The sequence below is a fragment of the Amycolatopsis sp. NPDC089917 genome, from assembly GCF_040684635.1.
GTDB lineage: Bacteria > Actinomycetota > Actinomycetes > Mycobacteriales > Pseudonocardiaceae > Amycolatopsis.
The window spans coordinates 1-20,396 of the sequence record NZ_JBFBGL010000003.1 but is presented as its reverse complement, the minus strand read 5'-3'; the positions used below and the strand labels follow the sequence as shown (position 1 = coordinate 20,396).

Sequence of the window (20,396 nt, the reverse complement as noted above, 5' to 3'; positions counted from 1 at the left end):
TCAGTGGCCGGGAAACCTCAGCGTGCGGAGGACAGGATCAGTTCGAGGTAATCGCGCGACGCCTGCTTCCAGGAATCCAGTTCCAGCTTTTCGTTCGCCGCGTGCATCCGCCGGGGATCGCCCGGGCCCCAGATCACGATCGGGGCTCCGCCCACCGACCCGGCCAGAGCCGAAGCGTCGGTGAAATAGGTGGCGGCGGGAGCGGTGGCCCGGCCGGCGAGCATCCCGGGCAGGTGGGGGGTCCGGACGGCGGGCAGGTCGAGATCCACCTCCGCGCTGATGGCCGGATCGAGCGAGGACGCCCAGGCGATCGCGGGCGCTCCACCGTCCACGGTGCGCACGTCGAGTGTCAGAAAGGCCGATGCGGGAACGATGTTCGCCGCTGTTCCGCCTTCGAAGGTCCCGACGTTGACGGTTTCCTCGCCCAGATAGTCGTCGGCGGCCAAGGGGAGGGAATCGAGCGCGCCGAGCGCCCGGTCCGCGAGCAGCCGGATCGCGTTGAGGCCGAGCTGGGGAGTCGAGCCGTGGGCGGCCTTCCCTTTCGCGGTGAGGCGCAGCCAGGTCGCTCCGCGGTGTCCGAGTGAGACACGGTTCCGGGTCGCCTCCGGCACCACGACGATCCACGGCGTCAAATCCAGTGAGGCCGAAGCCTCGACCGCGCCGAGGCAGCCGATCTCTTCGTCGCTGGTGATGAGGACCTGTGCGCCGGCGCCGGATTCCGCGGCGTTGCGCAACGCCGCCAGCGCGGCGGCCAGCCCGCCCTTCATGTCGACGCTGCCGCGGCCGTGCAGGAACTCCTCGTCGACGTCCGCGGAGAACGGGGCGCGCTCCCACAGCGCGGGGGAGCCGACGGGGACGGTGTCGATGTGACACACGAACAACGGCCCGTCGCCGGATTCGGTGCCGACCAGCACCCACGGCCGTCCGGAGGTGGAGCGGCGCAGCACGCGTACCCCCGGAGTGGCGGTGGCGTAGGAGACGGCCAGTTCCTGCGCGGCGGCCTGCGCGGCGCTGTCGCCGGAGGTGGTGTCGCGGCGGATCAGGTCGCGCAGCAACGCGAGGGCTTCGTCGGTCATGAGGGGTACTCCTGGGTCGATTCGCGGACGACGAGCCGCATGGAGAGCACGTGGTCGGCGGGGTCGTGGCCTGCCGCGAGACGGGTGATCTCGTCGACCGCCTTGCGGGCCATCTGCTCCGTCGGCTGTGCGACGGTGGTCAGCCTCGGCGACGTCCATTCGCCGAGGGTGATCCCGTCGCAGCCGATCACCGAAAGGTCTCCCGGCACCGCCACCCCGGCGCGGCGGGCCGCTTCGAGCAGGCCGACCGCGGCGATGTCGCTGGCGGTGAACACGGCTGTCGGCGCCGCGCCGGCCCGCGCCATGTGCGCGAAGAAGTTCATGCCGAACTCCGAGCTGAAGGCGCCGCGCACGATCATCGACTCGTCCGCCTCGACCCCGTGCGTCTTCAGGGCCGCCCGGTAGCCGGCCTCACGCTGGTCGGCCGTTCGCAGCCCGGCCGGTCCGCCGACATGGGCGATCCGCCGGTGGCCCTGGGAGATCAGGTGGGTGGTCGCCTGGAAGGCACCACCGAAACCGTTCGCGGTGACGTGCGCGATCCGCGGTCCGGCGGCTTCGACGTACTCGTCGAGGAAGACCACCGGGAAATCGCCCGCCAAGTGGCTCGCGAAGGCTTCGTTGGTGTTGTTCATCCCCAGGTAGACCAGCCCGCCCACGTCCGGCGTCCGCGTCAGGCGCTCGACGGCGGCGCGCTCGCGTGACGGCGACGACCCGGTGAGGGCCGTGAGCACTTCGACGCCGTCCGTCGCGGCGGCGTCGACCACCGCGTCCGCCAGCGTGGAGAAGTACGGGTTGTCCAGCGACGGGACCACCAGGCCGAGGCTGAGGCCGGTCACCTGTTTCCGCACGGGCGGATGCCCTTGGGCCGACAACGCGGCGTCGATGCGCCGGGCCGTCTCGGAGGCGACGTTGAGCTCCCCCTTGACGTACCGCGACACCGTCGACACGGCCACCCCGGCCTCTCGGGCCACCTTGGCCAGCGACATCCGGCTCCTCCCCGTTGAGCGTTGACGGCGACTGCGGAGCATCTTATATTGGCGCCGTTGCGCTATGTTGCGCAACAAACGCTAAAGCTTTCGCCCGAAGGAGTAGCCGATGGTCAAGGTCCTGCTAGCCGGGGAGTCGTGGGTCAGTGCGACGATCGACCACAAGGGATACGACCCGTTCGCGCACACCCAGGTGGAGATCGGGTGCGAGCGACTGCTGGCGGCGCTGGCCGCGGAGGGGGTCGAGGTGACTCACCTGCGTTCGCACGACGTGGCCGAGAAGTTCCCGCAGACGCTGGAGGAACTCGACGCCTACGACGTCGTCCTGCTCTCCGACGTCGGCTCCAACACGCTGCTGCTGCACCCGGACACCTTCACCCGCGGCCGTCCGACGCCGAATCGGCTCAAGCTGCTGCGCGAGTGGGTGGAGAACGGCGGCGGCCTGATGATGGCCGGCGGCTACCTGAGCTTCCAGGGCTTCGAGGGCAAGGCCAACTACCACCGCACGCCGATCGAGGAGATCCTCCCGGTCGACATCGACCCGTACGACGACCGCGTCGAGACGCCGGAGGGCGTCCGTGCCCGCGTCGTGCACTCCGGCCACCCCGTGGTCGCCGGTCTCGACCGGGACTGGCCGATCCTGCTGGGATACCAGCACACCACGCTGAAGCCGGACGCGGAGTTGCTCGCCACCGTCGAGGGCGACGTCATGCTCGCCGCGCGCCAGGTCGGCCGCGGCCGCACCCTCGCCTTCACCTCGGACATCTCCCCGCACTGGGCTCCGGAGGAGTTCATGAGCTGGGACGGCTACAGCAAGCTTTTCGCGCAGGCGACGACCTGGCTCGCCGGTCGCGAAATCTGAGTCGCGCGCACTCGGGATCAAGGAGGATTCGATGAGTACGTCACCCACCGGCCGCGCCGCCTCGGTCGTCGTCCTGACGGTCGCGACCGTCTTCGCCGGAATGCTCGGCCCGTTGCAGTCGCTCGTCAACGGACATCTCGGCACCGAGCTCGCCGACGGGCACGCCGCCGCGCTGGTGTCCTTCGGCACCGGCCTGCTGCTGATGCTGATCATCGTGCTGGCACGCGGCCGGACGCGCGACGCGTTCTTCCGGCTGCCCGGTCAGCTGGTGCGCGGCGAGATCCCGCGGTGGAACTTCTTCGCAGGCCTGTGCGGTGCGGTGATCGTGCTCTCCGAAGGCGTCACGGTGGGTTTCCTCGGGGTGGCGATCTTCCAGACCTCGCTGATCTCCGGCATGGTCATCTCCGGCGTGGTGTGCGATCGCCTCGGCATCGGCGTCCCGTTCAAACAGGCGATGAGCGCGCCGCGCGTGGCCGGGGCGATCCTGGCCATCTGCGCCACGGTGCTGGTGGTGTCCCCGAACTGGTCGGCCCCGCACATGATCGCGCTGGCGATCATGCCGTTCGTCGGTGGCCTGCTCGCCGGCTGGCAGCCCGCCGGGAACTCCGAGATCGGCCTGCTGTCCGGCTCGATGTTCCTTTCCATCACCTGGAACTTCCTCATCGGCTTCGTGGCGCTCGGCCTGGTGTACGTGGTGCGGATGGCGGTCTCGGGCGCGCACTTCGCGCTGCCGGGCACCTGGTGGATGTACTTCGGCGGGCCGCTCGGCCTCCTGTCGATCGCGCTGATGGCCTTGCTGGTGCGTGGTCTGGGACTCCTGCTGCTGGGGCTGGCCTCGACGGCCGGTCAGCTCATCGGCTCGCTGCTGCTCGAAGTCGTCGCTCCCGCGCCGGGTTCCAGCCTGCATCTGGTCACCGTCATCGGCGCGGTCGTGGCACTGGCGGCCGCGGCGATCGCGATGATCCCGTCCCGGCACACGGCCGAACCGGCGGTCCTCGCCCAGCCCGCCGAGGTGCGTCGTGGCTGAGGTGCGCGGCGTTCTCGGTCCGGTCGACGCGGCGGACCTCGGGCTGGTGCTGCCGCACGAGCACCTCTTCAACGACCTGTCGTCCGTGGTCGCCGAACCCTCCTATCCCGCCACCCGGCGGCTTGTCGAGGCGGAAGTGGGGCCGGGCTGGCAATTCCTGCTTCGCCAGGACCCCTACTGCTGCGCCGACAACGTGGCGGCCAAGGATCGGGCGAGCGTCGTGCGCGAGGTGACCGCGTTCGCCGCGGCAGGCGGCGGCACGGTGGTCGACGCGACCGGAAGCGCGGCGATCGGCCGGGATCCGCTCGCCTTGGCGGCGGTGGCCGAGGCCACCGGGGTCACCATCGTCATGGGCACCGGCGCGTACCTGGAGAAGTTCGAGGGGGAGCGCATCACCGCGGTCACCGTCGACGCGCAGACCGAGCGCCTCCTCGCCGAACTGGACGAGGGCGTCGGCGAGACGGGGATCCGGGCCGGTGTCATCGGCGAGGTCGGTGTTTCGCCGCTTTTCACCGAAGGGGAACGGGCCTCCTTGCGGGCCGCGGCGCTCGCGCAGGCCGCGCGGCCGTCCGTGGGGCTGAACATCCACCTGCCGGGCTGGCAGCGCCGCGGGCACGAAGTGCTCGACCTCGTGCTGGACGAATGCGGTGCGCTTCCGGGCAAAGTGGCGCTGGCGCACAGCGATCCGTCCGGCGAAGACCCGGGGTACCAGCGCGGGCTTCTCGAACGCGGTGTGCTGCTGGAGTTCGACATGATCGGTCTCGACATCTCGTTCCCCGGCGAAGGCGTCGCCCCGACGGTTTCCCAGACCGCCCGCGCCGTGGCGAGGTGGGTGCGAGAGGGCTTCGGCGACCAGATCATGCTGTCGCACGACCTGTTCCTGAAGCAGATGTGGACGCACAACGGCGGGAACGGGCTCGTCTTCGTCCCGACGATCTTCGCCGACCTGCTCGAAGCCGAAGGCGTGGCGGCCGAAGCCGTGGCCCGGCTGATGCGGGACGTCCCGGCCCGATGGCTGACCGCATGAGCCGCGCGATAGCGGTGGTCGCGTCGCTCAACGTCGATCACATCGTCCAGGCGCCGCGCATCCCGGAGCCGGGGGAGACCCTGATGGGGTTTTCGGCGAGCCGGGAGCTGGGCGGGAAAGGCGGCAACCAGGCGGTCGCCGCCGCCCGGCTCGGCGCGGAAGTGGCCGTGATCGGACGCGTCGGCCAGGACGAGGACGGCGACGAGTACCTGGAAGCGCTGCGCGCCGAGGGGGCCGACGTGACCCACGTGCGAAGGTCCGCGCTGCCCACCGGCCGGGCGGCGATCACCGTCGACGAGGAGGGCGTCAACTCGATCGTCGTCGTGTCCGGGGCGAACGCCGACATCCCGGCGACGGCGGCCGAAGCGGCGATCCTCGCACTGCCGGGGCTCCGGGTCGTCGCGGGCCAGCTGGAGGCGGCGGCGGAAGCGACGGAACGCGCTTTCGCCGCCGCCCGCTCACGGGGCGTGCTGACCGTGCTCAACACCGCGCCCGCCGACGACGTGGCCGGGAAGCTGCTGCCGTTCAGCGATGTGGTGGTGTCGAACGAAATCGAGTTCCGTCAGCTCACCGGCCAGGATCCGTTCGACGACGACGGTCTGCGCCGCGGCGGCGCCGGACTGTTCGCCGCCGGATGCCGGTGGGTGATCGTGACGCTGGGAGCCGGGGGATGTGCCGTCCTCGACGCGTCGTCGGCCGCGCGCGTCCCGGCCGTCGCGGTACGGGCGGTGGACACCACCGCCGCGGGAGATTCGTTCGTCGGCGCGCTCGCCGCCCGGCTCGCGGAGATTCCCGGCGAGCCGACGACCGCGGACGTGGTGGCGGCTTGCGGTTTCGCGGCCGAAGTGGCCGCCGTCGTCGTGACGCGGCACGGAGCGCATCCCTCTCTGCCGACCTTGGCCGAGGTGCTCGACGCTCGCCACACCGGATGAACTCCCGGCTGTGCCGCGCGGGCGAACTGCTAGCTTCCGCGTCATGGTGGACCACAGCGACAGCACGGCTTTCCGGACATCGGTGACCGACGCCGAGAGCGGCAACCTCCTGTTCGGCATCACGCCGCCTCGCGTGAGCGCCACGCCCGAACGGATCCGGGAGATCACCGCGGCCACCCTGGGACGCTTGGCCGCCCTCGACGTGGACGGGCTGGCGCTTTACGACATCGACGACGAAAGTGACCGCAATCCGGCGGAGCGGCCGTTTCCGTACCTGCCGACCATGGATCCCGCCGCCTACCACGCGGAATACCTCGGCGGGTGGAACCGCTCCGCGATCATCTACCGCTGCGTCGGCAAATACGCCGAGACCGAACTGCGGACCTGGCTGAGGACAGCGGATTCGGACCGTGTGCACGGTGTCTTCGTCGGCGCGTCGTCGAAGGACAAGCCGGTGCTGACCAGCCTGTCCGAGGCGCAGGCCCTGCGCCGGGACGTCCGTCCGGACCTGTTGCTGGGCGGCGTCGCCATCACCGAACGCCCCGAGGAGCATCTGCGACTGATCAGCAAGCAGGAGGCGGGATGCGCGTACTTCATCTCGCAGGTCGTCTACAACGCTGACGCGGCGAAGAGCATGGTTTCGGACTACTTCTACGCCTGCCGCGAGCGGGGACTCACGCCACGGCCCGTGCTCTTCACCCTCTCGGTATGCGGGTCGACGAAGACCTTGGCCTTCCTCAAGTGGCTCGGCGTCGATGTCCCGCGCTGGCTCGAAAACTCGCTGCGACACGCGGACGACACGCTGGCCGAGTCCTCCGAGCACTGTGTGGCGACCGCGCGAGACCTGATCGCTTTCTGCCGGAAGCTCGGCATGCCGTTCGGGTTCCTCGTCGAGAGCGTGTCCATCCGCCGGGCCGAGATCGAGGCGTCGACCGCCCTCGCCGGCGAACTGAGCCGACTGCTCGGACGTCTCCGCGGCGGCGACGCCTCGGCGGACCGGGTTTGAGCCGCCCTTCCCCGTGGTACTGGAAGGTCATTGCTGTCTTCCCTCGGAGGGTGCTCGTGCAGATCCAAGTCAACACCGACCACAACGTCCACGGCGGCGAGGGACTGGCCACCTACGTGAAGACGGACCTCGAGAACAGCCTGTCCAGGTTCGGCGGATGGTTGACCAGGGTGGAGGTGCACCTCAGCGACAACGGGGGCGCCAAGGCGGAAGACAAGAAGTGCGTGATCGAAGCGCGCCCCGGTGGCAAGCAGCCCGTCACGGTCACCCATCACGCGGCGACCGTGGACGAGGCGTACGCGGGCGCGGCGCACAAGGTGAGGAGCGTGCTGGATTCCCAGTACTCCCGCGCCCACGATCACAAGGGAAGCCCGAGCATCCGCCATATGGAGGCCCCGGAAAACCCGGACCAGGTCGGCGTGATCGAGAGCGAAACACAGGCCACGGGTTCTCACTGACACGGCCGCTCGCGTGGCCGGCTGCCGACCTTCGGCTCACAGCTGCCGTTTCACTCGTACGCGCCCGAGGGATACCGCGTCCGTTCCACGGCGTCCCGTAGCGTTCGATCATGGTCTCAGCCGGCCCCGCCGCCCGTAGCGCGATCACCGTCACCGGAGCCCACACGAACAATCTCCAGGACGTGTGCCTCACGGTGCCCAAGCATCTGCTGACCGTGTTCACCGGGGTGTCGGGCTCCGGCAAGTCGTCGCTCGTGCTCGACACGATCGCCGCGGAGTCGCAGAGGCTCGTGAACGACTCCTATTCGACTTTCGTCCGGGCCCGCCTGCCGCAACTGCCCGCACCCGAGGTGCAGGCGATGGACGGCCTGACGTTCACGGTTCTCATCGATCAGCGGCGTTTCACCGGCAATTCACGGTCCACGGTGGCGACGGCCACCGACCTCGCGCCGCTTCAGCGCCTGGTTTTCTCGCGCGTCGGCGAGCCGTCGGCAGGCTATTCCCCCGCCTATTCTTTCAACGACCCGTCCGGGATGTGCCCGAACTGCGACGGGCTCGGCACGGTCTTCGACATCGACGTCGACAAGCTCATCGATCCCGAGAAGAACATCGACGAGGGGCCGGTGCGTTTCAGCATGTTCCGGCCCGGCGTCTATCGATGGAAGAGGTTCGCCTACGCGGGCTTGTTCGACCGATCGAAACCGCTGAAGGACTACACGGCGGAGGAAAGGGATCTGTTCCTGTACGCGGACAGGTTCAAGCTTCGGAATCCCGATCCGCGATTTCCGAAGAGCGCCCGCTTCGACGGGGTGATCACCCGGATGCGTGACGTCTACTTCAGGCAAGGGCGCTCGAAGATGTCGGCTTCCGTCCGCGCCGAACTCGAGAACGTGGTCACCACACAAGAATGCCCCGAGTGCCGGGGCGCGCGTTTGAACGCGGCGGCGCGGGCGAGTCTCATCGGCGGCCGGTCGATCGTCGACTGGAACCGGATGTCCGTGTCGGATCTCCGCGACCTGCTCGAAGACTTTTCAGACCAGCGCGTCGCCCCGGCGCTCGACGGGATCCGTCATGTGCTGGACGCGATGATCTCGGTCGGTCTCGGCTACCTCACCCTCGATCGCGAATCGTCGACGCTGTCCGGCGGCGAGGCTCAGCGGGTGAAGATCGTGCGGCATCTCGGCAGCGCTCTCACCGACGTCACCTACGTGTTCGACGAACCGAGCACCGGGCTCCACCCCGCCGACATCCAGCGCCTGGTCGCCCTGCTGAAACGCCTGCGCGACCGCGGCAACACCATCCTCGTCGTGGAACATCATCCGCAGGTGATCGCGGTCGCCGACCATGTCGTGGACCTCGGCCCCGGAGCAGGCGCCGACGGCGGCCGGATCGAGTTCGAGGGCACCCCGGCCGGCCTGCGCGGCAGCGGGACGATCACCGGCCGGTTGCTCGCCGAGCCGTCCTCTCTGCGACCAGCGCCCCGCGCGGCCCGGGGTTTCGTGCGCGTGACCGACGCCCGGTCGCACAACTTGACCGGGTTCGACGTCGACGTGCCGCTCGGCGTGCTCACCGCGGTGACCGGCGTCGCGGGTTCCGGGAAGAGCTCGTTCGCGGCGATCCAGCTGCCGCGGGAGCATCTGGGTTTCACGGTGGTCGGCCAGGATCCGTTGCGGGGCGGGGTCCGGTCGATGTCGCTGACCGTGCTGGGAGTGGCCGATTCGATTCGCGGTGTTTTCGGCGCGGCGTCGGGACTCGATCCCTCCTGGTTCAGCTTCAACGGGCGCGGTGCGTGCCCCGCCTGCAAGGGCAAAGGACACATCACCACCGAGCTGGCGTTTCTGGACGATGTCTCGACACCGTGCGACGAATGCGGTGGCCTGAGGTTCAACGAAACCGCACTGGCGGCGCGGCTGGACGGGAAGTCCATCGCGGACGTGCTCGCCTCGACGCCCGCGGAAGTGGCGGCGTTGTTCGCGGATCACGCGGAGATCGTGGACGCCCTTTCGTGGATGCGGCGGACCGGGCTCGGTTACCTGGCCGTCGGCCGGTCCCTCGACACCCTTTCCGGTGGTGAGAAGCAGCGTCTGCTGCTGGCCCGGCACCTCGGCGACCCGCGGCGCGACCCGGCCGACCGGATCGTGCTCGACGAGCCGACCACGGGTCTGCATCCCGACGACGTCGACACGATCAACACCCTTTTCGACGACCTCATCGAAAAAGGCGCCACGCTCGTCGTGGTCGAGCACAACATGCGTGTCGTCGCCCGCGCCGACCACGTCATCGACATCGGCCCCGGCGCGGGCGACGACGGTGGCAGGCTCGTCTTCGAGGGCTCACCGGCCGACCTGGTCTCCCGGCACGACTCGCTCACCGGCGTAGCGCTCGCGTCGGCGACGCGAATCACTCGAAATTGACGGACGGCTCCCCGTAATGATGAATGAGGAGTCACGCACCGTTTCCGCCGGTAGGACCTTCTCGGAAGGTGGTAAGAAGGGAATCGGTCCTGCCCGGAAAGGAAGCGTGTCGAGAAACAAGGAGAACGCACGATGAAACTTCGTGGCTCGATCAGGCTCGTCGTGCTGCCCGCGCTGGTGGTGCTCGGCGCGGTCGTGCCCGCTCCCGGTGCCTCCGCGGTGATCGGCGGCTCGGTCAGCGACTACGCGCCCTGGGCGGTCCGGATGGTGGTCGACGACACGCCGTTCTGCACCGCGACCGCGATCAGCCGTGAATGGATCCTCAGTGCCTCGCATTGCTTTTTCGAAGCGGGGGAACAGATCGACGATTCCCGTATCCGGTTCCGCGTAGGCGCCCTGGATCAGCGGAAGGGCACGGTCGTGCGTCCGGTGCCCGGCAGCGCCCACGGCGTCGGGGTCGCGGACATGATGCTGATCAAGGTGCCGCCGATGGACGTCGTGCCTGCCCGGCTGCCCGCCCCGGACTCCGTGCGCCCCGGGCAGATCGTGCGGCAGTACGGCTGGGGCGCGACGTGCCAGGAGGACGAGACCACCTGCCAGTCCGACGTGCTCAAGCAGGCCGACCAGCGGGTGCTGGCTCCGGATCAGCCGCGCTGCGAACGGTTCACCCCGCCCGGCGGCGGGGACGGCCGGGACCTGTGCCTCGGCTGGGTCACCGGAATCCCCGGAGGCGGCGACTCCGGGGGACCCGTGATGGCCACCGGTCCGGGGAAGCGGGACACCCTCGTCGCGGTGGAGAACGATTCGGACCGGGATCACACCGCGGGGGCGGGCAACGTCTCCCTGGTACTGGACGAGATCCACAAGGCGATCGGCAGCTGATCCGGACCGGGTCAGTCGGGGTAGTCGACACTCATCCCGCGCAGACCGGTGGTGTCCTGCGGACAGTGCACTTTCGACTCTTCGTTCTTGTTCGCCCACGCGCCGAAATACCAGCGGTAGGCCGGCTGTGTGTAAGTGCGGCATTCCGCTGCGGCCCGGTGAGCGCGTTGGGTGCATTTGGACGAAACCGCCCAGGAACCTGTACTCCGCCATACCTTGCAGTCGGGTGGGATGGCTTGGGCCGACGCGGACGCGGCCGGGGTCGCCGTCACGAGCAGACCCGCGGTGAACGCGAGCACCGCCGCCGCGGATGTCCTCGTCGCGATTCGCGCGCGCAGTGCCGGACGATTGCTTCTCATCGAACTACTCCTCACGCCGATGGCGGGGCCGGCGGTTCCGGACCCACCGCCGGGTTCACGCACCCGCGGAGGATCACGTTGCCGCTCGGCGGACTTTCCACCCGGATGGAGTCGTCCTTGGCCGGTCGCGGTTTCGCAAGGTCCCCGCGCGGCTTTTCACCTCGCCGCGATGGGCGGCAACGCGCGGTCGGTGTGGGCGATCCTGGTGAACCTCGCCGTCAGGGGCGCCAATACCGGTGACATGAGCGCTTTGTCGGCTGCTTTGCGCAACCTCAGGCCGAGCCGGGTCCGGGGGAAGGCGAACGGCTTGATCCAGCGGGGGAGTCCTTGGACATCGTCGACGAGTGGCCGCATCCACGTCTCGTAGGCCGCGAGCCCGGTCGCGAGCGAGCCGGATCCGGTGCTGGAAAGGACGGCGGCGAGGACATAGCCGCTGACGAGCGCGAGCGAGGCGCCGCCGCCACCCATCGGGGTCACGCACCAGGCGGCGTCGCCGGCCAGGCACACCCGCCCGCGATGCCAGGCGGGCATGCGGATCTGGGTGAGGTGGTCGAAATAGACGTCCTCGGAGCCATCGAACCCGTCCAGGATCCGGGGAGCTTCCCAGTCCACTCCGGAGAAGCGGGCCCGGATCCGGGCCAGTGCCTCCGCCTGGCCGAGCCGGGTCGGGTCCTCGGCCTCGGTGCAGGCGAGGATCGCGCGCGTGGTGCCGTGCCGGTCGGGGCGCAAATGGACCTGCCGCCCGCCGACCGTGGTGTACCAGCGCCAACGGCTGTCGTCGTCCGCGGTGCGCGGGATGGTGCCGAAGACCATGGTGATGCCCAGCGCGCGGCGGTCGACCTGGCCCTCGAAGAGCAGGTCGCGAGTGGTGGAGCGGACTCCTTCCGCGACGACCAGCAGGTCGGCGCGCAGGACCCGGCCGGCTTTCGTGGTCACGGTGACCCCGTCGGCCTCCTCCCGGACCGCGACGAGGGGATCGCCGTAACCGATCTCGACCCCCTCGGGCAGGTGCCGCAGGATCGTGCCGGCGAGGTCGCCGCGCAGGATCTCGAGTTCGGCGGTCGCGCCGTCCGGGCCGTCGGAAGGCAGTTCCACGAGCACCTCGCCCGAGGCGTCCACGAAGACGGTGCCGGTCTCGGTGGTGTTCTGCTCTCTCACCGCCTCTGTCAGGCCCATCCTGGCGAGTACCTCGCGGCCGACGCCGCGGACGTCGATGTTCTGCCCGCCGTCGCGAAACGCCGCCGCCCGTTCCAGCACGGTCACCTCCCAGCCGGTGCGCCGCAGCCAGAAGGCGGCCGAGAGCCCGGCGATGCTCGCGCCGGACACCACGGCATGTCGAGTGGTCATCCGAGTTCCCCTCTCGTTCACTGGCATAGTAGCTTTACTGCAAAGCTACTATGCTGCAAAGGAGATTGCATGGCCGACGTCGACCCGTTGACCGAGAGCTGGACGCCGCTCCAGGTCGAGGCGATGCAGCGGCTTCGAGACTGGGCGGTCGGCTTCGGTGAACTGAACCGGCATCTCGCCGTCTGGATGCGGCTGCCCGTTTCGGACGCCAACGCCCTGGGCCAGATCACCTGGGCCGCCGAAGCGGGGGCGCCGCTCTCGCCCGCGGAGCTGTCCCGGCGGATCGGCATGACCACCGGGGCCACCACGATCCTGCTGAACCGGCTCGAAGACGCCGGTCACGTCCTGCGCAGCCGTGAGAGCAGTGACCGTCGCCGTGTCACCCTGCGCCCGACCCCCGCCGCGCGAGAACACGCCCGCCGGTTCCTGGCCTTCGCCGGGGCCGAGATCGCGGACACGCTCCGCGCCGCCGACCCCGGGGAACTCCGTGTCGTCACCCTGTTCCTGGCGAAGATCGCCGAGGCGACGGCTGACGCCAACCGGCGCCTGGACCACGGCTCGGCGTCCCGCTGACCGAGGATCGCAACCACGGTCGGCAGTCGCGCCGCCAAGCGCCCAGGAGGTCCGCGGACATGGGCGAGCAGGATGGCCCGGCCGGGCAGGCTTCGCGGATTATCATGCCGCCGAGAATCGGCTCGTCTCCGTCAAGGATTTGAATGCTCTCGCGCATTCTCGCGGTCCTCGAATTATTTCGGCCAGTACTCGGGTGTCATGACCGTATCGGCACGGATCGCACGCCGTCCTGGACGACGCCGGTGCCGTGCGGTGACTCAGATGGGTTCGGGGGCGCGACCCGGATCTCGTTCGGGCACATTCGCTTCGACGCGCTCCATCAGCAGCGCGAACGACATGACCAGCAGCGGGATCACCAGCACCATCCACATGATCCTTCTGATACCCGGAACGGCCGCCGGGCAATCGCTCCGATCGGTTGTTTCTCTCCGGAGGCGACCATGGCGACGGCACCGAAGCGATGCGGGGCGGCTCGGTCCGCAGGAGAATACGAGCACCCCGCGGACGTGGCGCGGGCGCCGCCGGGAGGTGAAGCGGAAGTGGCCGAGCGACCCCTGGTGGTCACAGCCACGGTCGACGAGGACACCCAGGAGTTCTGGGACCGGCTGCGCCGCACCTGGTTCCCGCCGGACCGGCTCCTGGTGGGAGCGCACATCACGCTTTTCCACGCTCTTCCCGGAGAGCACCTCGACACGATCAGCGCCGATTGCGCCGCACTGGCCGGCGAGACAGACCGGTTCGCCCTGAAGGTGACCGGTGTCCGTTCCCTGGGCCGCGGGGTCGCGCTCGCGATCGACTCGCCGGCCCTGGCGGCCGCGCACGGCGGCCTGCGAGCCCGATGGCACCGGTGGCTCACACCCCAGGACAGGCAACCCCTCAAACCGCACGTCACCGTCCAGAACAAGGTCAGTGCCGCCACCGCCGGCGCTACTCTCGCGACCCTCCGCGCCGAAATCACGCCCGCCACGGCAACGGCGACCGGACTGGCGATCTGGCGTTACCTCGGCGGCCCATGGGAACCGATCAGCCGGCACCGGTTCGGCAATGGCGAGCGACGATGACGAGACCGTTCGTCCGCACGGTCTCGAAAGTGCATTCGGGGCGCTTTCGTCTCCAGCCGATCGGGGGATTCGGCTCGATCATCCCCCGTCCGTGGGCTTGGTCAGGCCGCGTGCTGCTGTCTAATGTCGATCTCCATGACCACCGTGATGAGGAACGAACGCGAACTTCAGCGCTTCCGGAAATGGGATACCAACGGAGACGGTGTCATCGACCGCGGGGACTACCAGTCGGAGGCGCGGCGTATCGTCTCGGCCTTCGGCGAGAGCGTGGACAGCGGGCGAGGCCGCGCCGTGTGGGACGCGTTGATGGATCTGTTCGAGCGTCAGGCCGAGGCCGTCGGCGTCGACCCGGACGAGGCCCTCAGCGAGGAGCAATACCTTGCGGCGAACCGCGAACTGATGTTCAGCCGGGGTGACGCGGGCTTCGACGAGCTGCTCCGCCCGACGATCGCCGCCATCGCCGACCTGTGCGACAGCGATCGGGACGGCTTGGTGAGCAAAGTGGAGCTGCGGAGCTGGCTGGGCTCGGCGGTGGGACTGAGCGACGCCGACTCCGACGCCGCGTTCGACCGGATCGACCTCGACGGTGACGGAAGCCTCACCGTGGACGAACTCGTGACCGCCGTCCGCGAGTTCCACTACGGACGCCTGGACATCCCGCTGCTGGGCTGAGGGCCGCGCGGTCACCCCGCGAGGGAGTGCCGGGCCGCTGCCGCGGATGTCGGCCACTGCGCGCCGGGAGTGGGTGGAGTCGGGTTGAAATCGGTTCGGTTGTCGTCGGTGTCCCAGCTCAGGTAATTGCGGGAGAGCGACAGGCCCGGCGGCGGCGGGCGGGCATGAGATCACCGGAGTTGGTCACCGGGACGACGTTGGTCTGATCGTGGATGGTGCCGGTGAAGTCCTGTCCTATCAGGACCACGTACTGCCCGACCGAATTCGTCGCTTGCAGGACCAGTGACGGGGGAAGGGGCAGGGGCGCGGTGGGAGCGTACGCCGACGAGTAGAACCGCAACGAGAAGCCACTGAGGTTCACGGGAACGGTGCTGACGTTGCGCAGTTCGAGGAATTCGTCCAGCTCTCCGTTCGTTCCCTTGGCGAGGATCTCGTTGATCAGCACCGTGGTCGACACCTGGGGTGTGAGGTCCCGGGCGTCCGACGGGGTCGCGGTGACGACGGACAGGGCGAGCACGCCGAGTACGCCGCCGACGAGATTTCGCATCATGATGTCGTACCCCTATGCTGGGCAAGGGAAAGTGGGCGCCCAAGGGGCCATTCCCGCTTCTCATCCGATGCGACACCCGCACGTCGGCCCGGCCCAAGCCCGTTTGACATGCTGGCGGTGTGGCGACAACGGAAACCCCGCCTGTTCAGGCGCCTGCCGGTCAGGTGAGAGGGCTGGTCCTGGTGTGTCTGGCCGGCGTGCTCTGGGGCACGATCGGCCCGGCCATCCCGGTCGTGCACGACGCGTCGGGCCTCTCGCCGCTGACCATCGGCGGCTACCGGGCCTTCGTCGCCGTCGTCGTCCTGGTGATCGCGGCCGCCGCGATGCGGCGGTTGCGCGACTGCGTGCGGCTCGGCCGCCTGCATCGGCGGCGAGTGGCCGCTGTCGGGGTTTCGACGGCGATCTTCCAACTGTTCTTCTTCGTGGCCGTGCTGTGGACCGGGGTGAGCATCACCACCGTGGTGTGCCTCGGGTTCGCGCCGGTGCTGTTGCTGATCACCGGCAGCGTCCGGCGCCGCCGCCGTCCTTCCCTCGGACAGCTCCTCACGGTCACGATCGCGGTGACCGGGCTTCTGCTGGTCAGCGTCGCCGGCAGCCCTGGCGGCGACGTGCCGCACCCGGTTCCGGGAGTGCTCGCCGCGCTCGTGTCCGGAGCCGCCTATGCCTTCTCCGCCGAAGCCGCCGCGCCCCTGTCCCTGCGGCTCGACACGCTCACCATGACCACGACGACCACCTGCGTCGCCGCGATGGTCCTCGTTCCCGCCGGGCTGGTCGTGCCGCTGGCGAGCGGCGACGGGATCTGGACCACCGACTTCGGGTCGTGGGCGCTGATCGGCTATCTCGGGGCCGTGACCATGGCGCTCGCCTACGCGCTGCTGTTCACCGGCCTGCGGACCACCCCCAGCGGCGCGGCGGTGGTGGCGACCCTCCTGGAGCCGGTCACCGCCGTCGTGATCGCCGTCGTCTTCCTGGGGGAGCGGCTGACGGTGGCCGGTGTCGTGGGCGTCGTGCTGATCATGGCCGCGATCGGGAGCCTGGGACGTCACTCGAAGGAACCGGCGCCGCAGTGACCCATCACCAGCGGATCGCGCCGGGACCCGCCGCTGCCGAACTTCCGCAGACCCCGAACACCGGTCCGTGAAGGCCTCCTTGAGTGACCCAGGGGCCCTCAAGGAGGCCTTCACGGACTTGGCATCCGACGGGACACCTCTACCCACTCACGACCTGTTCCGACGCCTCACGGGACGCCGCGTCAGGGAGTGGCGGGCGGCAGGGTGAAGGACGGCTCGCCGGTGGCCGGTTTCGTCTTGTTGAGCAGGAGATAGGTGTCCAGGTAGGGCGCCCGCGCGCCGGGGGTGGCCTGGTCGTCGGACGGACTGTCCAAGGGCAGCTCGATCTCGGCGCCGGTGATGGCGATCGTGTTCCCGGTGGGGGTGTCGAGCCAGTCACCGAGGACGTTGGCCTGGGTGGTGCCGATTTCGACGGCCAGCGAGTGACCGGCGGGCAGAGTCCAGTCGGCGGCCTTGAAGTCGAAGGCCGTGTTCCCCGGTCCGATCGTGGAGACCTGTTCGTCGAACACGGTCGCCGTGCCGTCCGGGGCGACGTCGTGGAGCCGGACCATGACGGTGCCGAAGCCCCGGGCGGTGTTCAAGGAGATCCGCGGCGTGCCGGTGACCCGGGTGGCTTGCCCGAGTGGTGCGGACCGGTGGACGAAGCTGTCGTCCGGGGCTGGTCCGGCTTCGGCACCACTGTCCACATAGGAACCGCCGCCGAGCGGGACGGTGGCGGACTTGCTCACCACCGGCCACGTGTCCTGGGCGCGCCAGGCGCCGTTGTTGTCCTGGACGGCGTAATTCGGGTACTGGACCGAGGGTTCGACGCCTTTGAGGTACTGGTCGAAGAACGACATCGTCTCGGCGAACCAGCCTTCGCGTCCCATCTTCAACCGCCCGTCCTCGCCCCGGTCGTTGCCGCGCACGTGATCCCACGGGCCGATCCAGCCGCGCTCCGGTCCTTGGTGGTTGGCGAGGAATTCCTGCATGGCCTCGGGTTCGGTGTTCCATTCGGCCATTCCCTGGGTGAAGAACAGCGGCGTGTCACTGCCCTTGGCCAGGTTCGCGTAGTCGCGGGCTTTCCAGTACTCCGAGTCCGGATCGGCGGTCTGGTACCCCAACCGGTTCGTCAGAAGGCATTCAGGGTGCGCCTTCTCGTAGTCGGCGGCGGCCCGGTAACGGGAGTCGTCGTCGGGAAGCTGCGGCAGCGTGGCGATCTTCTCGTAGGCGTTGGACACGCTGACGGCGGTGGTGCGAGGGACGCCGTTGGAGCGGATGTTGCGGTACAGGTCCCAGATGGGTTCCTGGGCGACGACGGCCTTGAGGGCGTCGTGGTTCAGGTTGTTGCCGACCAAGCCGGTCATGGCGTCGAACGACTTGCCGTACATGCCGACCGCGCCGGTGGACCAGGGCTGGCTCGCCGCCCAGTCGATCGCCGCCTTGATGTCGGCCTGGTCGCCGGGACCGGTGGCGTCGAGGCAGCCGGTGGAGCCGCCGAACCCGCGCAGGTCGACCATGACGAGGGCGTAGCCGCGGCCCAGCAGATCGGCGCCTTCGACGAGGTCGCCGAACCGGCCGGAGGGGCCGGTGTGCGCGGGATGCTCGAAGTCCAGCTGACCCGAGTGCCCGAAGTAAGGTCCGACGGAGAGGATGACCGGCAGTTTCCGCCCGTCGGGCAAGCCTTCCGGACGCAGCACGTCGGCGTGTAATTCCACAGTGGACCCGTCCGACGACGGGAAGTAGTGCTGGGTCCACGCCGCGCCCTCGGGGACACGGCTGTTCTCCTTGTGGGTGACCGGATCGTCGGCGGTGGCCACCGTGGCGCCCGCCTGCTCGGTCGCCGAGGCGGCGCCGGTCAAGGTGGCCACCAGCGCGGCCGCGGTGGTCACGGCCACGAGGGAACGCCAGGGGCGCCTCCGGGCGGCCGAAAGAATACGGGTCGTCATCGCCGGGCCTTCCTGTGGAGGATCATGGTCGGATTCCATCAACGCCGGGCGGCGCCTGCCAGTGCGCGCGAGTCATCACTTCCGTGTGACACCGTGTCACTGGTGTCGAGCGCGATTCACGCGTCCCGCTTCTTCGCCACCGCGATGGCGATCGCGAGGGATACCACCGCGACACCCGCGAAGTAGGCCAACGCCCAGCCTGGGCTGAGCGGGGAACTCGAAGTGGTCTGTCCCGCTCCGCTGATGAACCGGTCCGCGACAGTGAAGGGCAGCCAGGCGTAGATCTTGTCTCCGACGGTGGGGATCACCCGGACGAGGTTCTCCACCGCCAGCATGTAGATCAGCAGCAACGACACCGCGCCGGCGCTCTGCCGGACGAGGATGCCGACGGCGACCGCGATGACCGCCGCGAGTCCGTAGACCACGCTGATCCCGCCGACGTTGATCCACCTGGCCGTGCTGTTCAGCGCGAGGTCGGCTTCGGGCGAGAGCAGTTTCGCGATCGCCCAGGAACCGAAGCCCGCCAGCAGGCCGACGAAGACCGAGAGGAGCCCCGCGACCACGGCTTTGGCCGTGAGCGCCGCGCCGCGACGGGGGACGGCCTGAAAGGTGGTGCGGATGGTGCCGAAGCGGTACTCGGTGGTCACGGCGAGCGCCGCGAGCACCATGACCACGGCCATGCCGAAGGTGTAGCCGGTCTGGCTGCCGGAGATGGTGACCGGGTTAGAGGCCGCGCTCATCACCGCCGCGATCCCGACGGTGACCACCAGCGCGGCGAGCATGCACCACCACGGCGAGCGGGTGGAGAACAGCTTGATGCGTTCGACGGCGAGCAGTGTCATGGGTGAAGTCCCTTCGAAGTCAGTCGGTCCCGGAGACCGGGGCCCGATCGGGCGCGTTGCCGCCCGGGTCGCTCTGGTACTGCACCGAGTCGCCGGTGAGCTGCATGAACGCCTGCTCGAGCGAGCCCCGCTGCGGACTCAGCTCGTGCAGGACCAAGCCGTTGGCCGCCGCCGCTTCGCCGATGCCGTCACTGTCCAATCCGGACACGAGTAGCGCATTGCCCGCCTCGTCGGTGACGTCGTCGATCCTCGCGCCGATTCCGGCGAGCAGCTGGCGCAACCGGGGCAGCTGTGGGCCGCGGACGCGGACGGAGTTGTCGGACGCCCTGGCCACGAACTCGCCGGTGCTGCACTGGGAGATCAGTTCGCCCCTGCCGATGACGACCAGTTCGGTCGCGGTCAGCGACATCTCGGAGAGCAGGTGGCTGGACACGAACACCGTGCGGCCCTCGTCGGCGAGGCGGTGCATGAGGTTCCTGATCCAGAGGATGCCCTCGGGGTCGAGCCCGTTGACCGGCTCGTCGAACATCAGGATCTCGGGGTCGCCGAGCAGCGCGCCGGCGATGCCGAGCCGCTGGGACATGCCCAGCGAGAACCCGCCGACGTTCTTGCCCGCCACCGCGGTCAGGCCCACCGTGTCGAGGACTTCGTCGATCCGGCGGACGGGGATGCGGTTGGAGCGCGCCATCCAAGCCAGATGCGCCCGCGCCGAGCGGTTCGGATGCACCCATTTCGGATCCACCAGCGCGCCGATCTTGCGCAGCGGGTATTTCAGGTCTCGGTACTTCTCGCCGTCGATCCGGACTTCGCCGGAAGTGGGATTGTCCAAGCCGAGTGCCATCCGCATGGTCGTCGACTTTCCCGCCCCGTTCGGGCCGAGGAACCCGGTGACCTTTCCGGGCTTGACGGCGAACGACAGGTTTCGCACGGCGACCGTGTTCCCGTATCGTTTGGTGAGGCCGATCGCCTCGATCATGTTTCCTCCTGTGGCCGATGACGGCCGCTGGGGCGGCGGCCGGGACACTCGATCGTCCTGGTCGCTCCGACCTTAAATCCGGCGCGCCCATTCCGCGCCCGCTGCGAGGATGAGATCGGTTAATACTTAGGAAGTAAGCGACGATCCTTTGTGGATGGCGGCCGGGGAATCTTCTCGAGTGTGCCCCGAGGGCACGGTTTCCACTGTTTCCGGCGGGAGCACGCGAAATGCGGAAGTCCGGTGATGGGCCTTTCCAACCTCACTCTGGACGGGTTGGGAGGAGTGCTCATGGAGTTTCGGGATGATGCTCTGAGCGGAGCAGGCCGTAGACGAGCACATCGACATAGT

The 20,396-nt window shown here is 69.1% G+C and carries 20 protein-coding genes; 12 read left to right on the top strand and 8 right to left on the bottom strand.

The annotated features are described in order from the left end of the window. Positions 1-17: 17 nt before the first annotated feature. Together AB0N89_RS03525 and AB0N89_RS03520 are read right to left on the bottom strand one after the other, a co-directional pair. Positions 18-1,076, bottom strand: a complete 1,059-nt coding sequence (locus AB0N89_RS03525) for a M20/M25/M40 family metallo-hydrolase (RefSeq protein WP_364199768.1) — start codon at positions 1,074-1,076, stop codon at positions 18-20. Beyond that, positions 1,073-2,062, bottom strand: a complete 990-nt coding sequence (locus AB0N89_RS03520; RefSeq protein ID WP_364199766.1) for a LacI family DNA-binding transcriptional regulator — start codon at positions 2,060-2,062, stop codon at positions 1,073-1,075. Before AB0N89_RS03520 ends, AB0N89_RS03525 begins: the two co-directional genes overlap by 4 nt. Before the next feature lie 109 nt (positions 2,063-2,171). Between AB0N89_RS03520 and AB0N89_RS03515 the strand changes: the two genes are divergently transcribed. From AB0N89_RS03515 to AB0N89_RS03480, 8 genes are all read left to right on the top strand, one after another. Next, positions 2,172-2,924, top strand: a complete 753-nt coding sequence (locus AB0N89_RS03515) for a glutamine amidotransferase (protein WP_364199764.1) — start codon at positions 2,172-2,174, stop codon at positions 2,922-2,924. Positions 2,925-2,955: 31 nt separating this feature from the next. Then, the gene (locus AB0N89_RS03510; protein ID WP_364199762.1) at positions 2,956-3,951 is read left to right on the top strand and encodes a DMT family transporter; all 996 of its coding nucleotides are present in this window, start codon (positions 2,956-2,958) and stop codon (positions 3,949-3,951) included. Beyond that, entirely contained in the window at positions 3,944-4,978 is a 1,035-nt protein-coding gene (locus AB0N89_RS03505; protein ID WP_364199760.1) for a phosphotriesterase-related protein, read from the top strand. The genes AB0N89_RS03510 and AB0N89_RS03505 overlap by 8 nt, the downstream gene beginning before the upstream one ends. Beyond that, a complete protein-coding gene (locus tag AB0N89_RS03500; protein WP_364199758.1) occupies positions 4,975-5,910 on the top strand; it encodes a ribokinase in 936 nt (311 codons plus the stop codon). The genes AB0N89_RS03505 and AB0N89_RS03500 overlap by 4 nt, the downstream gene beginning before the upstream one ends. A gap of 43 nt (positions 5,911-5,953) precedes the next feature. After that, positions 5,954-6,916 (top strand): 5,10-methylenetetrahydrofolate reductase, encoded by a 963-nt coding sequence (locus tag AB0N89_RS03495; protein ID WP_364199756.1) that lies wholly within the window; start codon positions 5,954-5,956, stop codon positions 6,914-6,916. Between the two features lie 56 nt (positions 6,917-6,972). After that, positions 6,973-7,374 carry an HPF/RaiA family ribosome-associated protein gene (locus AB0N89_RS03490; protein WP_364199754.1) on the top strand — a complete coding sequence of 134 codons (402 nt, stop codon included), beginning with the start codon at positions 6,973-6,975 and terminating at the stop codon, positions 7,372-7,374. A 110-nt stretch (positions 7,375-7,484) separates the two neighbouring features. Next, positions 7,485-9,788: an excinuclease ABC subunit UvrA gene (locus AB0N89_RS03485; RefSeq protein WP_364199752.1), complete on the top strand. Its 2,304-nt coding sequence runs from the start codon at positions 7,485-7,487 to the stop codon at positions 9,786-9,788. Positions 9,789-9,920: 132 nt separating this feature from the next. Next, entirely contained in the window at positions 9,921-10,670 is a 750-nt protein-coding gene (locus tag AB0N89_RS03480; protein WP_364199750.1) for a trypsin-like serine protease, read from the top strand. An 11-nt stretch (positions 10,671-10,681) separates the two neighbouring features. On the opposite strand, the gene AB0N89_RS03475 is transcribed toward AB0N89_RS03480, so the two are convergent. Beyond that, positions 10,682-11,029, bottom strand: coding sequence for a hypothetical protein (locus AB0N89_RS03475; RefSeq protein WP_364199748.1), 348 nt, complete (start codon positions 11,027-11,029; stop codon positions 10,682-10,684). A gap of 156 nt (positions 11,030-11,185) precedes the next feature. Beyond that, a complete protein-coding gene (locus AB0N89_RS03470; protein WP_364199746.1) occupies positions 11,186-12,376 on the bottom strand; it encodes an FAD-dependent oxidoreductase in 1,191 nt (396 codons plus the stop codon). A gap of 69 nt (positions 12,377-12,445) precedes the next feature. Here AB0N89_RS03470 and AB0N89_RS03465 point away from each other — a divergent pair, with 69 nt between their 5' ends. From AB0N89_RS03465 to AB0N89_RS03455, 3 genes are all read left to right on the top strand, one after another. Beyond that, the gene (locus tag AB0N89_RS03465) at positions 12,446-12,949 is read left to right on the top strand and encodes a MarR family winged helix-turn-helix transcriptional regulator (protein ID WP_364199745.1); all 504 of its coding nucleotides are present in this window, start codon (positions 12,446-12,448) and stop codon (positions 12,947-12,949) included. Positions 12,950-13,488: 539 nt separating this feature from the next. Next, positions 13,489-14,010 carry a 2'-5' RNA ligase family protein gene (locus tag AB0N89_RS03460; protein WP_364199743.1) on the top strand — a complete coding sequence of 174 codons (522 nt, stop codon included), beginning with the start codon at positions 13,489-13,491 and terminating at the stop codon, positions 14,008-14,010. A 135-nt stretch (positions 14,011-14,145) separates the two neighbouring features. Beyond that, positions 14,146-14,682: an EF-hand domain-containing protein gene (locus AB0N89_RS03455; RefSeq protein ID WP_364199741.1), complete on the top strand. Its 537-nt coding sequence runs from the start codon at positions 14,146-14,148 to the stop codon at positions 14,680-14,682. Between the two features lie 118 nt (positions 14,683-14,800). Here the strand turns inward: AB0N89_RS03455 and AB0N89_RS03450 are convergent, their stop codons facing one another. Beyond that, positions 14,801-15,232: a lamin tail domain-containing protein gene (locus tag AB0N89_RS03450; RefSeq protein WP_364199739.1), complete on the bottom strand. Its 432-nt coding sequence runs from the start codon at positions 15,230-15,232 to the stop codon at positions 14,801-14,803. A 119-nt stretch (positions 15,233-15,351) separates the two neighbouring features. Between AB0N89_RS03450 and AB0N89_RS03445 the strand changes: the two genes are divergently transcribed. Beyond that, positions 15,352-16,302: a DMT family transporter gene (locus AB0N89_RS03445; protein WP_364199737.1), complete on the top strand. Its 951-nt coding sequence runs from the start codon at positions 15,352-15,354 to the stop codon at positions 16,300-16,302. A gap of 182 nt (positions 16,303-16,484) precedes the next feature. Here AB0N89_RS03445 and AB0N89_RS03440 read toward each other — a convergent pair whose 3' ends face one another. The 3 genes from AB0N89_RS03440 to AB0N89_RS03430 all read right to left on the bottom strand — a co-directional run bounded on the left by AB0N89_RS03440 (position 16,485) and on the right by AB0N89_RS03430 (position 20,048). Next, positions 16,485-18,230, bottom strand: coding sequence for a CocE/NonD family hydrolase (locus AB0N89_RS03440; protein ID WP_364199735.1), 1,746 nt, complete (start codon positions 18,228-18,230; stop codon positions 16,485-16,487). 116 nt (positions 18,231-18,346) lie between these two features. Next, positions 18,347-19,072 carry a hypothetical protein gene (locus AB0N89_RS03435; RefSeq protein ID WP_364199733.1) on the bottom strand — a complete coding sequence of 242 codons (726 nt, stop codon included), beginning with the start codon at positions 19,070-19,072 and terminating at the stop codon, positions 18,347-18,349. A gap of 19 nt (positions 19,073-19,091) precedes the next feature. Beyond that, positions 19,092-20,048: an ATP-binding cassette domain-containing protein gene (locus AB0N89_RS03430; RefSeq protein ID WP_364199731.1), complete on the bottom strand. Its 957-nt coding sequence runs from the start codon at positions 20,046-20,048 to the stop codon at positions 19,092-19,094. Positions 20,049-20,396: the final 348 nt, after the last annotated feature.

Excerpts from the sequence above, each read along its gene's own strand:
- AB0N89_RS03430 (WP_364199731.1), bottom strand. The coding sequence starts at position 20,048 with ATGATCGAGGCGATCGGCCTCACCAAACGATACGGGAACACGGTCGCC.
- AB0N89_RS03465 (WP_364199745.1), top strand. The coding sequence starts at position 12,446 with ATGGCCGACGTCGACCCGTTGACCGAGAGCTGGACGCCGCTCCAGGTC.
- AB0N89_RS03450 (WP_364199739.1), bottom strand. The coding sequence starts at position 15,232 with ATGATGCGAAATCTCGTCGGCGGCGTACTCGGCGTGCTCGCCCTGTCC.
- AB0N89_RS03520 (WP_364199766.1), bottom strand. The coding sequence starts at position 2,062 with ATGTCGCTGGCCAAGGTGGCCCGAGAGGCCGGGGTGGCCGTGTCGACG.
- AB0N89_RS03475 (WP_364199748.1), bottom strand. The coding sequence starts at position 11,029 with ATGAGAAGCAATCGTCCGGCACTGCGCGCGCGAATCGCGACGAGGACA.
- AB0N89_RS03515 (WP_364199764.1), top strand. The coding sequence starts at position 2,172 with ATGGTCAAGGTCCTGCTAGCCGGGGAGTCGTGGGTCAGTGCGACGATC.
- AB0N89_RS03455 (WP_364199741.1), top strand. The coding sequence starts at position 14,146 with ATGACCACCGTGATGAGGAACGAACGCGAACTTCAGCGCTTCCGGAAA.
- AB0N89_RS03500 (WP_364199758.1), top strand. The coding sequence starts at position 4,975 with ATGAGCCGCGCGATAGCGGTGGTCGCGTCGCTCAACGTCGATCACATC.
- AB0N89_RS03495 (WP_364199756.1), top strand. The coding sequence starts at position 5,954 with ATGGTGGACCACAGCGACAGCACGGCTTTCCGGACATCGGTGACCGAC.
- AB0N89_RS03510 (WP_364199762.1), top strand. The coding sequence starts at position 2,956 with ATGAGTACGTCACCCACCGGCCGCGCCGCCTCGGTCGTCGTCCTGACG.
- AB0N89_RS03435 (WP_364199733.1), bottom strand. The coding sequence starts at position 19,072 with ATGACACTGCTCGCCGTCGAACGCATCAAGCTGTTCTCCACCCGCTCG.
- AB0N89_RS03440 (WP_364199735.1), bottom strand. The coding sequence starts at position 18,230 with ATGACGACCCGTATTCTTTCGGCCGCCCGGAGGCGCCCCTGGCGTTCC.
- AB0N89_RS03470 (WP_364199746.1), bottom strand. The coding sequence starts at position 12,376 with ATGACCACTCGACATGCCGTGGTGTCCGGCGCGAGCATCGCCGGGCTC.
- AB0N89_RS03480 (WP_364199750.1), top strand. The coding sequence starts at position 9,921 with ATGAAACTTCGTGGCTCGATCAGGCTCGTCGTGCTGCCCGCGCTGGTG.
- AB0N89_RS03525 (WP_364199768.1), bottom strand. The coding sequence starts at position 1,076 with ATGACCGACGAAGCCCTCGCGTTGCTGCGCGACCTGATCCGCCGCGAC.
- AB0N89_RS03485 (WP_364199752.1), top strand. The coding sequence starts at position 7,485 with ATGGTCTCAGCCGGCCCCGCCGCCCGTAGCGCGATCACCGTCACCGGA.